This is a genomic window from Nitrospira sp., assembly GCA_016788885.1.
Lineage (GTDB): Bacteria > Nitrospirota > Nitrospiria > Nitrospirales > Nitrospiraceae > Nitrospira_A.
Genome location: JAEURX010000041.1, coordinates 34,552 through 48,778 on the forward strand (window position 1 = coordinate 34,552; position 14,227 = coordinate 48,778).

Genomic DNA, 14,227 nt, shown 5'->3' on the forward strand with positions numbered 1-14,227 from the left:
AGAATAGCGCATCCGGGAAGACGAAGGCAATCGTGACTGCAAGTGGTGCAAACCGCTGCGACACCCCGCACGACGGCAGATGGTAATTTGGCCGGAGGGCCGCTACACTACCGGTTGGTGTAGGCGGTTTCCTGACGCTCATGTACGTAGAATGAAAGGAGCCTTTCCATGATCCGAACGGTTTCACACCATCCCCGTCCGCTGGTTCGAATGATCCTGTGCGCCCTCCTGATTGCCCTTGCCTGCCAGGCGACCGTCTCGGTTCGACCGGCCTCTGCCGCCGGCTCAGGCTCGGAAGCGATCCAGGGCCTGGGAAGCTACTTCCTGACCTTACCGTACGGCGGCATCAAGATGGCCGTAGCCATGTTGGGCGCGGTCGCCGGGGCTATGGGCTTCATTTTTACCGGAGGGGACAAAGCGACGGCCGATAAAATCTGGGCGCCCGCCATGGGAGGGGAATACGTCATCACCCCGGAACACATCCGCGGGGACAAGGATCTACATTTCTTCGGACAAGCCCATAGCAAGTAAGACCTGCCGGCACCAGGGCGCGCCTCCCTTCATACACGACTACCGGCGTTCCTCATACAACACCCCCGCCTACCGACCACGTTCGCCGGTGGTGCATTTCATCAGGCCTGGTGGATCCCAACCACCAGGCCTGAACCAACCAGGCGCGTCATCCAGCTAACTATCTGAAATCACAAGACTCTCCTGCCTCACCTCGGAGGCACACCTGTTGCTGTACCTCACTGGCAAACAGTGACAACCACCGACACCATCAAGGAGGGCATCATGGAAGACTTCAAATCAGGCTTCTTCATGAGTGAAACCGCTTGCAATGGCCGAGTGCTCATCGTCGATGACGAACCGGACATCCGGAAAGTCGTTCGCATGACCCTCCAGAAAGCCGGCTATGAGGTGCTTGAGGCGGAGAACGGAGAAAAGGCTATCGAGGTGATCAATACCGGAGAAAACCGGCTGCTGCTTGACGTCTTGATCTGCGACATTCGCATGCCGAAAATCAACGGGGTTGAAGCCATTGCCTATTTCCAACAGGAATGGCCGCGAGTCCCGATCATCGTCCTGACCGGGTTCCCCGACACCGACATGGCCACCTCGTTCCTTCGCAGCGGCGTGGTCGATTATCTGGTGAAACCGGTGGAAGGGGAAAAGCTGCGCACAGCAGTAGCCAGAGCCATGGAGCAACGTGAGCTGGCCCAACTGTAGCCGTTGACCATGTCGCCGGATGCCTCGTACGAGCAGCGTCGGGGAGGTCGGGATGACCTCCCCGACGGCATCAGACGCCGGGACATGGTTACCCACGCTGTGCACCTTGGCTCTCACATGGAACCCAGACATGACACCACATGCCACGAGGATTGCCATCATCGGAGCAGGCAAAGGCGGGATGGCCCTCCTAGATCTCCTTCATCAAATTCCCGACGTCGAGATCGTCGGAATCACGGACAAGGACCCCGCGGCTCCCGGCCTTCAGCGCGCACGGGACCTCCATGTGCTCGTGGAACCGCACGTGTCCGACCTCATCCAGAACGAACAGGTCGGTCTGATCATGGATGTGACCGGCGATCCGTCCATGAATGCCATGATTCAGGCCATGAAACGCCCGGACGCCGAGGTCTTGAGCGGAGCCGCCACGCGACTGCTCTGGAAACTCGTTCAGCATCAATCAACACTTGAGGCCGAACTGTTCCAGGCCGACAAACTGGCCGGTCTGGGGTCGTTTGCGGCCGGCATCGCACACGACATCAACAACCCCCTGCAGTTGATTCTCGGCCTTGCGGAAAATCTCGTGGATGAACAAGACCTCGCTGTCGTACACGAGCAGGCCCGCGACATCACCGAGGCCGTCAAACGCACCAGCGCTATCTGCCGAGACCTGACTCGATATGCCAGGCGCAATGGCGCCGTCGAAGACGTGATGGTCAACCTCAACACCAAATTGGACGAGGCCTTGAGAATTGCCCGGTATGCCGTCACGCTACAGGATGTCACCGTCGTGAAACACTACGACGACGAGGCGACTGTGAAGGGAAATCCCGATGAATTGCTGCACGTCTTCGTCAATCTGATCACGAACGGCGTTCAGGCCATCCAGGTCCACGGCACATTGACCCTCGAAACGAAGGTCGGCCCGGACGGCACGGTCAGCGTCTCCGTAAGCGATACGGGATGTGGCATTCCCAAGGAAGCCTTTTCGAAAATTTTTGAACCGCTCTACACCACGAAACCCCCAGGAAAAGGGACAGGGCTGGGGTTGTACAATGTCATGTCGGTGATCTCGAAGATGGACGGGCACATTTGTGTCGACAGCGACATCGGTGTGGGCACGACGTTCCGGATCGAATTTCCACAGATGCAACCGACAACATCATGGGCACGCCTGTAATGAGCACCCGACACCCCGTGTCCAACCCGCTAGGATGGGGGCTGAAGCGTAAGCTGATCGTCTCCATGCTGCTGGTCGGCGTGGTTCCTTTGCTGCTCGGGCTTGGCATGGCCTTCCTCCGCGGCTCTAAGGAAATCCAAGTCGTCAGCGGTGAAAGTTTCCAAGCCCTGGCCACCGAGGCCGCCAGAAAGTTGGACCTGCTCGTAGCCGAGGAAGTGACCAGAACGTCCCGTATCGCGGTGCATCCGGGAATCATCCAACAGTTGGAGCACCACCGCGATCGATTGCAGTCCGGAGACGCGCGCGTCTCGCAGGCAGCCAGCGCCCGCCAACGCACGAATTGGGCCGCACGAGATCCAGTTGCCGTGAAGGCCGTCACGGAGAATCCCACGGCGCTTCTGCTACGGGGATTTTATGCCGGCTCACAGACTGAATCGGACCTGCTTCTGCCCCAGGTCGTGCGGGCCGCCACCAAGAAGCTGTTCATCACCGATGTGCAAGGCAATCTTTTTGCCGCGCTCACCACCTTCCCCAGCTTTGCCCATGCGGATACCCCGTGGTGGAAAGGTACCTACAACAAGGGCGTCGGCCAGCTCTATATCGAGGATCTGCATTTCGACGAGCAGGCCAAGACCTACGTCTTCAGTATTTCGCTGCCGATCATGGACAGCCTGCGGTATGAAGTGGTGGGAGTTCTCCATCGGGTCATCGATGCCAAAGAATTCTTCTCTCCCTCGACGCATCCCATCCGGTTCGGCAAGACCGGCCACGTGATGCTCATCGACAGTCGGGGGATCGTGTTGAGCTGCCCTATCCTTCCGACGGGCGTTCGCCTGTCAGACCCGACGCTGATTCCTCATGTCACCGGCAGGGAACCGGGCTGGGTTACCGCTGATAGCGACGGTCATGGAGGGCAAGGCACTGCGATCATTGGATTTGCGCTGCTTCCTGAAACGAGTCGCGCCACCAACGGTTCCCTGGAAAACGGGGCCTGGCATACATTTGTCTGGCAGTCTTCCGACGAGCTGTTTGCACCAATCCGGCATCTCATGCTGTGGATGCTGATTCTGGCGTCGGTTGCCCTCTGCCTGCTCGCGACCTTAGGGTATTTTGCCGCCATCCGAATCGTCACGCCGGTCCGACGACTGCAAGAGGCAGCCCGCTTGATCGGACGCGGGGAATTGCAGGAGCCGATCCAGATTCACACGGGCGATGAATTGGAAGAGCTGGCTGTCGAATTCAACCGTATGCACACACAACTGGAGGCCGCCTTCGCTGGCCTGAGCACCCAGGTCGAAGAGAAGACACAGGAAGTCCAATACCTCCAAAAATCCACGGACCAAGTGCTCGATGCCGTGCCGACGCCCATCATCATGATCGATCAGCAAGGCCTCATTCAGTACATGAACCGGGCCTCACGGGAGACCTTGCAGACGGAGGACTGGACGGCCCGGCCGTTGTTTGATCTGCTCCCCATCGATGACGAACATCTCCAGGCGCTCCGCCGAGACCTGCGGCTGGTTGAAGCAGGGACGCCTGTGGCTTCGCCCCGTGCGGATCGAGCCCCCTCGCCGAAGGAGGCACGCGACCCGCTGAATCAAGCCCTCAGCCCTGCGCCCCCCTCGCTGCGGCGTGAACTCCGTATCGGCCCTCATCTGTATCAGTACGAATGGTTTCCGCTTGAGGGCCGCAGCGGCGCAGGAAAACGGTTCGGGCTCGTCCTACGCGACACCACCGATGAAAGCCGGTTACAGGATCAGTTGATTCAAGCGGAGAAGTCCGGCAGCCTCGATGTCTTGACGGCCGGCATCGGCCACGAACTCAACAACCCGCTGTTCGGCATACTCGGTCTCGGGGAAGCCATTCAAGAGGAAGACGATCTGGAGCGCGCCAAAGGCTATGCGCAGGACATCGTCGGACATGGGCGGAAGATGGCCGCGATCATTCGAGACTTCACTGGCGTCGCAGCGCGAGAATCCAAGAGCCAACGCATCCCCGTGGATGTCACCGCCCAACTGGAGCAAGCTTTAGCCATTGTGCAGACCTCCCATGAATGTCTCGGCCTGAACGTTCAGAAACACTATGTCGCAGTCTCTCCGGTCACCGCGCTCCCGGATCAGCTTCGACTGGCCTTCATCAATGTCCTGACCAACGCCATTCAAGCCATGAATGGGCAAGGCGACCTCTGGCTCACCACCGAAGAACAGGACGATGTCGTGACCATTCGAATCCGCGATAACGGGCCCGGCATTCCCAAGCAACACCTCGGCAAAGTGTTCGATCCGTTTTATACAACCAAAGGCCAGGGCGAAGGGTCAGGTCTCGGCCTGACCGTCTCGCAACGGTTGATCAAGAAGTTCGGCGGCGAGATCCGCCTGGAGAGTCCCGAGGGTCAAGGCACCACCTGCGTCATCACGCTGCCGGCGGACAAGTCCCGGGTACGGAAGGAGGCGCCATGCATCTCATCCTGACACTCGCCCACTCACGCTGGTTGTGGCTCGTCCTGCTGCTCTGCGCCTCAACGTACTCATTACACGCCAAGGACGTGGCACCGGCAGGCATTGCGCCGGAGAAAGTCGCAGACTTTGTGCATGCGGTGCTGGACGCCGACCGGACCATCTACACCGACCAGGTGGTCAATCGCATGCAGGCCAAGGGGATCGTATCTGCCGTGGAACATTGGGAACATGAAAATGCGCTGCCGCTCCCCGCACAGTTCCTGCAACATTCCGGCAAACTCGTCGCGGAGTCCGGACGAGGCATTCGCTACCGACTCATTAGCCTCTGGCCGATTTATCAGCGCAATGCCCCTGCCACCGAGCTGGAGCGGAAAGCCCTCGAAAGCTTTTCACAGACCCCCGACCGGCCGTTCACCGGGATCGTGACGAGCGGCCGCAAACAGTACTTTCAAGCCATCTATTCCGACCGAGCGATTTCAGCGGCCTGCGTCAAGTGTCACAACAGCCACCCGTTGAGTCCCAAACGCGACTTTGCCCTCAACGATGTCATGGGGGGCATGACGATCACCATCCCGCTCGATTGACGGTCGCTGACCCGAAGGGGCGTCAGCGCTGAACCAGCGACGAGGCCGGCGGCTGATATTCGTCCCGATAGATCTGCAACGCGGTGAGAAAGAGGCCGACCAGAATCGGTCCTAGAAACAAACCCAGAATGCCATACGCAGCCAAACCACCCAGCACACTGAAGGTCAGCAACAACACGGGAATCTGCGCCCCCTGACCGATAAACAGCGGCTTCAAAATCTGATCGATGGTCGAGACGACCCCGATTCCCCACGCCAGCATGACCAGCCCCTTGCCTAATGCCCCGGTCCACAGCAGATACAGTGCGACCGGCCCCCAGATGAGCGCCGTGCCGCCGAACGGCAACGGCGCCAGGAGGATGGTCAGGGCCATCAACACGATTGGAAAAGGCACTCCCAGCACAGCATAGGCCGCCCCGGCGAGCAGTCCCTGCGCGACGGCCGTCAGCACAATCCCCTTCACGACGGCACGAATGGTTTGGTCCAGGCGGACGAGAATCTTGTCTTTATGCGAGGCTTCGAGCGGAATCAGACCGTAGAGCGACGCGAGCCAATGGCGGCCATCCTTGAAGAAAAAAAACAGGGTAAACACCATGACGAGAAAGTCGGCGACCAACATGAACACGTCGCGCACGAGATCGCTTAATTCAGCCACGATGAACTTGCTGAACGTCTTGGCGCTGGATAACACAAATTGCTCCAGGTCGCTTTCCTGTCCCGTGAATCGTTCCAACCACTCGCGCGCCACCCCGCCGCCGGGAAGTCCCGAGAGGCGGTCCGGCAACTGCTGAACACCTCCCGAAGCAATCCACTCCCGCACCGCGCGTTCGGCGGATCCGGCCTCCTTGACCAACATCACGCTGAGAACGACCAACGGCACCACCACCAAGGCGAGCGCGCCCAGCGTCAGGATCACGGCGGAATGCAACTCCTTCCCGCCAAGCCAGGCCGTCAACCGCACATGGAGCGGAAAGCAGAGATGCGCCAGGATCACCGCCCACAGCACCGGAAAGACGAACGGGCGAAACATGAGGCCCATCTGATACAACAGCCCCAGCAAGACGCCGAAAAAGCAGACTGCGAAAATCTGTCGTCGATTCATGGAAATCCCGAGATCACCTGCGTTGCAGGCGTTGATAACAGAACCCGCTCAGGATGTCACGCACGGACGACCGTCGTGCCTGAGCGGGTGCTATCGAAAGAAGCAGAGAGCAAGCCGGAGTTGTGGGAGCACATCGGGCCATGCGGCCCTCGCGCGCGAGGAGGGAACTGTCAGGAGTTTTCGCCCACCGCCGCAACCGCCTTGGGCCGCTGAGAGGAAATATCACGGACATTGGCCGGGAGCTTCTGCGCATCCTCCCCCCAGGACGACACGCCCATGTCCGACGTGCCTTGGAACTTGGCCCCATCCTCCATCGAGAAGGCTGGCGCATGCACTTCGCCAATGAGGATCCCGGTCTTGAGCAATTGCAGTCGTTCCGTCGCCCGAACCGTCGCCTTGATCTTCCCGCTGCTGATGATCGTCCCGGCGGTAATGGTCCCCTGCACCACCCCGTCTTCACCGATCACGACCGTCCCGGCAGTCTGCAGGTCACCTTCCAATCGACCGTCGATGCGGACGGTGCCTTCCACATGAATTTCGCCCCTGAGCAAGACGCCCTTGGCCAGCAGGGTGATATTGTCGCTTTCCACAAAGCCGGACTTCTTCATCATCACGAACTCCTTGTCGCAGGCAGTGGCGGGTGAACCGGAGAACCATCCCAACATGAAGCGAGCCTACACCAGCTTTTCGAACCGACCTAGAAAAAACCAAAACTGCGTTTCACCCGCTCCCAGAACCCGCTGCCATGCACTTCGCAGTAGACCGACGGCTCTGTGCCTTCGACAAATACCTCCGCCACCCGCTGCGGGCATTTCGACGTCGCGAGTTGCAACGACTGCGGATCGATCTCGCGTGTCACCACCGCAGGCGGTTGGGTAAAGTCATGGGCGTTCGCCGGCATGATCCGCCGCATAAACTCCACCCACATCGGCAAGGCGGCTTGCGCGCCCGTCAGATGTAGCGCCTCCTCGTCATCGAAACCCACCCAGACCCCCACGACGACATCCGGCGTATAGCCGATAAACCAGGCATCGCGATAGCCATCCGTCGTCCCTGTCTTTCCTGCCACAATCCCGCGCAATCCCATCGCTTTGGCCTTCGCCGCAGTCCCGCGCTCCACCACCCCTTTTAACAGCGAGGTCATCACATACGCCCCCTGAGGCGACACCGCTTGATGCCGGGCCGGCGTATGATGCCAGGCCGGATCCCCCTCCGGAGTCATCACCATCTGCACGGCTGTCGGGGCCACCATCAAGCCTCCATGCGCCAAGACGCCATACGCCGAGGTGAGTTCCAGCAACGACACCCCGGACGTCCCCAGCGCGATGGACAGATTATCGGCCAATGCACTTCGAATCCCCAGGCTCTCCGCCAGATGGAGAATGCGCTTGGTCCCCACCGCTTGCGCAATTTTGACCGCGGGAATATTGAAGGATTGTTCCAAGGCTGTCCGCAACGACACCGTCCCGTGGAATTTGTGGTCATAATTCTGCGGCGCCCAGACGCCGGCCCCTGAATCAAAGGTGACCGGTTCGTCCACAATGGCTGTCGCAGGCGTAATGGGTTGTCCACCGGCCAGTTCACGGCGCGCCTCCAGGGCGGCCAGATAGACCAGCGGCTTGAACAACGATCCCGGTTGACGTTTCGCCTGCACGGCGCGATTGAATTGGCTCATACGATAGTCACGGCTTCCCACCATCGCCAAGATGCCGCCGGTCGCCGGATCGATGGCCACCAACGCCCCCTGCACCAACGTGGGATGATCCTTCAACGCCGGATAGGCCGTTTCGAGCTTGATCAACTCGCTATCCAACGTCTGCGCAGCCAACCGCTGCAACACGGGATCGAGGGTCGTATACGCCCGAACACCATCGGGAAGCGGAGTGCCCGTGGCCTCCTCTACTTGACGCAGCAGATAATCCACGAAGAACGGGGCATCGGCCAGCGTGTCTTGCGGCGGCATCACTCGCACGGGCGCGTTGACGGCTTGCGCACGGGCCACCTCATCGATAATGCCCAATTCATGCAACCGACCCAGCACGACATCCCGGCGTTGCTTGGCAAGCGTGGGGTTTCTCAACGGTGAGTATGTATTCGGCCCCTTGATCATCCCCACCAACAAGGCGGCTTCTTCCAGACTCAATGCGTCCATGCGTTTCCCGAAATACCGGTGAGACGCCTCTCCGACGCCATAGATCGACACCGAACCGACCTGCCCAAGGTAAATCTCATTGGCATAACTTTCGAGAATGGCCTGTTTACGATACTTCGCCTCCAAGACCAGCGCGGCAATAGATTCCTTCAGTTTTCTGCCGAATGTGCGCTGTGGTGAGTAGAACAGGTTTTTGGCCAGTTGCTGGGTGATGGTACTCCCACCCTGAATGACCGTTCCCCGTGTGAGATTGGTCCATACGGCACGTAACACGGCAACCGGATCGATGCCCAGATGGCTGAAGAATCGACGGTCCTCGATCGCCAGCAGAATATCGAGAAACCGTGGCGACAGGTCGTCGTATGACACCCATTCGCGGACTTGCCGCGAAGCGCCACGCAGTCCGCTGATCAGTTGAGGCTCCAGATACGCGGGAAATAACTCGTCGCCACTCTGAATCGAGAGTACCCGTGCCACACGCCCCTGATCGAGCACCAGCCGAGTGGGGACGGGCCGCAGATGCAAATCACCAAACTCGTGCAGATGGATGTCGATTTCAGAGGGCGTCACGCGATATTCGCCGGGTGTGCGGACGGCCGCATCGACCTGGTGGTACCCGAGACGGTTGAGGCGTTCGATAAGATGCGAGGCAGCAATGTCCAAATCGGGCTTCAGCAGGAACGGGGCGCCATAAATGAGGCGGGGGGGATGCTCATCACCCGTCGGCAGGGCCAGGCTGGTGGAAAGGTAGAGGCCGTAGGTCAGGGCGCTCCCTGCGGCAAGGAGCACGACGCCCACTAGGATCAGAAGCCCTCGTACGAACCAGCGCCTAACGACCGTCACCACCACATCCCCATAGGCCGAGCATACGCGATCCGGCGGACGAAATCACATCCGGCCACCTCGTTGAATCTCCCGTCGGCCCGGTCCAGGCTTGACAAAGCGCCCGCCGTGCTCTTAGATGATCGCACACGGCCGGTTGCCTACGATCTTGTACCTAGACTTAGCCATACGAGGAAAGCACCGGTGAAGACACGACGATCCGCCACCGACAACTCCTTCCATGCGTTACAGAACATCCGCTCCGGTGCGGCGAAATTGCCGCATCCGACTGATCGCCGTCGCACCACGAGAGAACCACACAACCGATTCACGACTGGACGCGTGTCGTCCGTGTGCAGCCTCCTGCTCGCCGGCATGATCGCCACGTGTCCGGCTGTGGTGTCAGCAGGCAGTTTTCGCATTTACGATCACAGTGCCTCGGCAACCGGTCAAGCGTCCGCATTCACGGCCCAAGCCGACGATGCCTCGGCCGGGTACTACAATCCGGCCGGCATGACCCAACTCCGCGGCGTGCAACTGTCGGCCGGCACCACACTCATCGCCGGTGGGTTCTCGTTCCAGAATGCCGCAGGCACGCAGGCCAATGGAGACCTTCGCGGCAGTGTGGCCGTTCCGCCTCCATCTAATTTCTACATCACCGCGAACCTCAAGGATCTCGGCATCGGTTCGTCCGAGAGCACCGCGGTCGGCCTGGCCGTCTTCAGCCCCTTCGGCACATTAACCCGTTGGCCGGACAGCAGCCCCTTTGCGACCGCCACCACCAAAGCCGCCTTCGAGTTGATCGATATTCGTCCGTCCATCGCCTTTAGACCGCTGCCAGATCTGGCCATCGGCTTGGGAGCGGATGTGTATACCTTTTCGGGAGCGTTCGGCGAAGGGCAAGTGGAGCGTCAGTTTCGCTGGCCGGGCGGGCGCGGCATTCCCGCCGGGACCGGCATGGAATTGAATGGGCGGGACACGGCGGCCGGCTTCAATGCCAGCCTGCTGTACACGCCGTTGCGAAATGAAGATGGCCGCCCGCTCGTCAACATCGGCCTCATCTATCGCAGCCAGGCCACGCTGCATCTCGACGGCCAATTGCTCGCCGGCGGTACCCATGTGGCGGACGCCCGCACGACCTTTGTCGTGCCGCAGGTACTCACCGGCGGCATCGCACTCTGGCCCGTTCGCAACACAGAACGGGAATGGAAATTGGAATTGGATGTGGACTATACAGGCTGGAAATCGGTCCGCAACCTGGACGCTCACTTGTCGAACGGCCTCACCGTCGCCACCCCGGCCAACTGGATCAGCGGCTACACCGTGATGATCGGAACGGAGCACAAATGGCTGAATCCCGCACCGCTGCCGGATTGGGACGTCGCCTTGCGCGCCGGGTACTGGCATTCCCAGAAAGCCATTCCCGACCAAACCTTCAACCCTGCTATCCCCGACGGCGACAACCATGCCGTCTCCACCGGAATCGGGTTCATGTGCCGGGAACATGGCCGGTTTCTCGGGGTCATTCCTTGCGGCGGGTCCGGCAAAACGCTCAGCCCCAAGGGACTCGGTCTCGACCTGGCCTACCAGGCCATCCTGTATGAAAATAGAACCGTCGCCGGCAACATCAATCCAACCGTCAACGGTACCTATCGCACGACCTTGCATGTCGGCTCCATTAACCTCCGGGTGAATTTTTGATGCCCCGCTGTTCTCGGACCCGTGTTAGAGTACCGTCATTCACGATGCGCACCGAAGGCCTAACCATCTCCCCTGTGGCTTGTGCGCGGTGATTCCGTTTTCGAGCGAGGCCTCTCCATGGATCGCCCGTCTCAGGCTGACTCAACCTCCGACCTCCACGCCCAACAAATTCACGTCCTCTATCGCAACATGCCGACCGGTGTGTTGGCCAGCGCCGCCAATGCGGCAATTCTCGCTGCCGTGGAGTGGTCGGTCGTTCCGCATGCGCCGCTGGTAGCCTGGGTCCTGCTCCTGTGGCTCATCGCCGCCGCACGGGCGATCCTGATTCTGCAATATCGCCGTGCGACTCCAGCTGGCCGGGCTCGTTCTGACTGGCACCGCTGGATGTTGATCAGCACCACCGCAGCCGGTGTCGCCTGGGGCGGCAGCGTCTATTTCCTCACCGCAGACATCCCACTTCCTTATGAATTGGTGCACCTGTTCGTCCTGGGAGGCATGACCGCGGGGGCCATCTCCGTGCTCTCGGTCTCGCTGCCCCTCTTTCTCTGTTACGCCATGCCGGTCACACTGCCCGTTCTCGGACACCTGCTGTTCAGCGGACAGGACTTTCATCTCATCATGGGAGCCATGGGCTGCCTGTTCCTTCTCGCCACCGTTCACTCGGCGTGGAATTTCAATCGTGTACTGATGTCCTCCATACGCTTGCAGTTGGAAAAGGTCAGCCTGGTGCAGTCGCTCACCACACGCACGGAAGCCGTGGAACGGCTGAATCAGGACATCACCAAAGAGATCCACGAACGTCGCATCATCGAGGACCATCTCCGAACTGCTCAGAGTGACCTGGAACAGCGCATCGCCGAGCGCACCACCGATCTTGCGCAGGCCAATGCCAGACTGCAGGAAGAGGTGCGTGAGCATCGCCTCACAGAAGGCGCGCGGCTCTCGAGTGAGAAGCGATTCAACTATCTCACCGACAACCTGAACCAGGGAGTGTGGTTCGCACGTGCCCAACCGCCGCAGGTGCTGTACGTGAATCCGGCGTTTGAACGAATCTGGGGATTGCCGGCCGCACGGTTCTATGACAATCCCAAACTCTGGCGGGATTGTGTGCACCCGGATGATCAACGGATGGTGATGGAAGTCTATGATGCGGAGTTGACCAGTCCGACCGGGCGAGATATGCAGCTGCTGTATCGCATTGTCCGCCCTGACGGAAAAATTCGATGGATCCATGATCGGATGGTCATCCACCGCTCTGAAACAGGCGACGTCGACAACCTGAGTGGGATCACCGAAGACATTACCGAAGCCCGCGAACTGGAAGACCAGCTGAGGCAGGCCCAGAAAATGGAGGCCGTCGGACGATTGGCCGGGGGAGTCGCCCACGATTTCAACAATGTCATGACCGTCATCCTCGGATACAGCGCGGTGCTGCTTCAGGAGCTGAGTCAAAACTCCTCAGCCCGCTACTTCGTCCAGGAAATTCAGCGGGCGGGCGAACGATGCGCGGCGCTGACCGGGCAGCTGCTCGCCTTCAGCCGTAAACAGATGCTCCACCCGGTCTCACTGGATCTCCATCGCGTGATTCGGGACCTCATGGCCCTGCTCAAGAGCCTCATCGGTGAACACGTCACAATCGTGCTGCAGCTCGATCCCTCTCCGCGATGGGTCAAGGCTGATGCGGTCCAGCTCGAACAGGTCCTGCTCAACCTAGCCGTCAATGCCCGTGATGCCATGCCGCATGGCGGCACCTTGACCATCGACACATCCCAAGTGTTTCCCGAAAACGTGTGGGGTCCCAACCACGACGCACGTACCAGCCGCACCTATGTGCGACTGCGCGTCCACGACACGGGAACCGGCATCGACGCGGCCACGAAGGCCAAAATCTTTGAGCCGTTTTTTACCACCAAGCCGCCGGGACGAGGCACTGGGCTCGGACTCTCAACGGTATACGGCATCGTGCATCAAAGTGGAGGGTCGATCTCGGTCGAGAGCAGCGTCGGCCACGGCACCACGATGACGGTGTTTCTGCCGGAGGTCGTGCCTCCGCATGTCGCGCTTCCGGCTGCCGTGTCCACACCCGATCCCAAACAGGCGACAGAAATCATCCTCCTCGTGGAGGACGAACCTTCCGTCCGACTGCTGACCCAGCACATTCTTCGCACCCACGGCTACACGGTGCATGAGGCGGAAGACGGCTTCCAGGCGCTGGATCTGATTCGCCGCAACTCGCTCCACGTTGATTTATTGGTCACCGATCTCGTCATGCCCGGCATGAACGGGAAAGAGTTGGCAACGCGCCTTCGCAGCCACTTCGCAGACCTGAAGGTCCTCTACATGTCGGGCTATAGCGACAATCCACCCGTCACGGGCGACGAGTCGCAGGGACAGACGACATTTTTGCAGAAGCCATTTTCACCCGAAGACTTGATTCGTCTGGTGGGTGAAATGTTGCAACCCGTCTCATCCACCTGACGAACGGTTTCACGCGCTGAGACCGGGCCATCCGACCGACCCGCTGGGGCTACTTGCCCTCTCCTCCACTCCAGCCGACGCGATGCGCCGCTCTCGCAAAGCGAGACAACCCCGTGCCCTTCACTATTCCGCAGGGGTCGTGACCGACGACCGGTTCAGTGCCCCAACCGTCGCAGCTGAATGCGGAATCCATTGCGGCAGCAGCGACCCCACGACCATTCCCCCTGATGCTACCAGCATGCCCACCAATTGCGGCGGCCAGACTTGATCGGGGGTGACGGACCACTCCAATGTCAGCCAGGTCGCGAGACCGGCGACAATGGCAAGCATGGCGCCTTGCGTCGTCGCGCGCGGCCAGTACAACCCGGCCAAGAGCGGCACAAACGCCGCCACCAGCGTCACCTTGTACGCACTTTCCACCATCTTGAAAATGCTGGCTTCCGAATTGAGGGCAAACAGCAAGACGAGCGCGGCAAACCCGACCAACACCGTCCGCATCACGGCCAGCAGCCCGCGATC

Annotated in this window: 11 protein-coding genes; 7 read left to right on the forward strand and 4 right to left on the reverse strand. The window is 60.1% G+C overall.

Features of this window, described 5'->3' with window-relative positions; all coding sequences use genetic code 11:
- Nucleotides 1-168: 168 nt before the first annotated feature.
- The 5 genes from JNL86_11385 to JNL86_11405 all read left to right on the forward strand — a co-directional run bounded on the left by JNL86_11385 (nucleotide 169) and on the right by JNL86_11405 (nucleotide 5,453).
- Complete coding sequence (locus tag JNL86_11385; GenBank protein MBL8043508.1) at nucleotides 169-531, forward strand: hypothetical protein; 363 nt, start codon at nucleotides 169-171, stop codon at nucleotides 529-531.
- A gap of 264 nt (nucleotides 532-795) precedes the next feature.
- Nucleotides 796-1,230, forward strand: a complete 435-nt coding sequence (locus JNL86_11390) for a response regulator (protein ID MBL8043509.1) — start codon at nucleotides 796-798, stop codon at nucleotides 1,228-1,230.
- A gap of 130 nt (nucleotides 1,231-1,360) precedes the next feature.
- Entirely contained in the window at nucleotides 1,361-2,410 is a 1,050-nt protein-coding gene (locus JNL86_11395) for a hypothetical protein (GenBank protein MBL8043510.1), read from the forward strand.
- A gap of 17 nt (nucleotides 2,411-2,427) precedes the next feature.
- A complete protein-coding gene (locus JNL86_11400; GenBank protein ID MBL8043511.1) occupies nucleotides 2,428-4,881 on the forward strand; it encodes a HAMP domain-containing protein in 2,454 nt (817 codons plus the stop codon).
- Nucleotides 4,866-5,453 carry a DUF3365 domain-containing protein gene (locus JNL86_11405; protein ID MBL8043512.1) on the forward strand — a complete coding sequence of 196 codons (588 nt, stop codon included), beginning with the start codon at nucleotides 4,866-4,868 and terminating at the stop codon, nucleotides 5,451-5,453. Before JNL86_11400 ends, JNL86_11405 begins: the two co-directional genes overlap by 16 nt.
- A 22-nt stretch (nucleotides 5,454-5,475) precedes the next feature.
- On the opposite strand, the gene JNL86_11410 is transcribed toward JNL86_11405, so the two are convergent.
- The 3 genes from JNL86_11410 to JNL86_11420 form a co-directional block, all read right to left on the reverse strand.
- The gene (locus tag JNL86_11410; GenBank protein MBL8043513.1) at nucleotides 5,476-6,555 is read right to left on the reverse strand and encodes an AI-2E family transporter; all 1,080 of its coding nucleotides are present in this window, start codon (nucleotides 6,553-6,555) and stop codon (nucleotides 5,476-5,478) included.
- A gap of 170 nt (nucleotides 6,556-6,725) precedes the next feature.
- Nucleotides 6,726-7,166, reverse strand: a complete 441-nt coding sequence (locus JNL86_11415) for a polymer-forming cytoskeletal protein (GenBank protein ID MBL8043514.1) — start codon at nucleotides 7,164-7,166, stop codon at nucleotides 6,726-6,728.
- A gap of 86 nt (nucleotides 7,167-7,252) precedes the next feature.
- Nucleotides 7,253-9,550 carry a PBP1A family penicillin-binding protein gene (locus tag JNL86_11420; protein MBL8043515.1) on the reverse strand — a complete coding sequence of 766 codons (2,298 nt, stop codon included), beginning with the start codon at nucleotides 9,548-9,550 and terminating at the stop codon, nucleotides 7,253-7,255.
- Nucleotides 9,551-9,904: 354 nt separating this feature from the next.
- On the opposite strand from JNL86_11420, the gene JNL86_11425 reads away from it, so the two are divergent.
- Entirely contained in the window at nucleotides 9,905-11,230 is a 1,326-nt protein-coding gene (locus tag JNL86_11425; protein ID MBL8043516.1) for an outer membrane protein transport protein, read from the forward strand.
- A gap of 117 nt (nucleotides 11,231-11,347) precedes the next feature.
- On the forward strand, nucleotides 11,348-13,708 hold the full coding sequence (locus tag JNL86_11430) for a response regulator (GenBank protein MBL8043517.1): 2,361 nt from the start codon (nucleotides 11,348-11,350) through the stop codon (nucleotides 13,706-13,708).
- A 123-nt stretch (nucleotides 13,709-13,831) separates the two neighbouring features.
- Here JNL86_11430 and JNL86_11435 read toward each other — a convergent pair.
- Nucleotides 13,832-14,227, reverse strand: a 396-nt coding sequence (locus JNL86_11435) for a sodium:solute symporter (GenBank protein ID MBL8043518.1), incomplete at its 5' end; no start/stop codon positions are given.

Coding starts and splice junctions, on each gene's coding strand:
- JNL86_11385 (MBL8043508.1), top strand. CDS start 169: ATGATCCGAACGGTTTCACACCATCCCCGTCCGCTGGTTCGAATGATC.
- JNL86_11390 (MBL8043509.1), top strand. CDS start 796: ATGGAAGACTTCAAATCAGGCTTCTTCATGAGTGAAACCGCTTGCAAT.
- JNL86_11395 (MBL8043510.1), top strand. CDS start 1,361: ATGACACCACATGCCACGAGGATTGCCATCATCGGAGCAGGCAAAGGC.
- JNL86_11405 (MBL8043512.1), top strand. CDS start 4,866: ATGCATCTCATCCTGACACTCGCCCACTCACGCTGGTTGTGGCTCGTC.
- JNL86_11410 (MBL8043513.1), bottom strand. CDS start 6,555: ATGAATCGACGACAGATTTTCGCAGTCTGCTTTTTCGGCGTCTTGCTG.
- JNL86_11415 (MBL8043514.1), bottom strand. CDS start 7,166: ATGATGAAGAAGTCCGGCTTTGTGGAAAGCGACAATATCACCCTGCTG.
- JNL86_11425 (MBL8043516.1), top strand. CDS start 9,905: ATGATCGCCACGTGTCCGGCTGTGGTGTCAGCAGGCAGTTTTCGCATT.
- JNL86_11430 (MBL8043517.1), top strand. CDS start 11,348: ATGGATCGCCCGTCTCAGGCTGACTCAACCTCCGACCTCCACGCCCAA.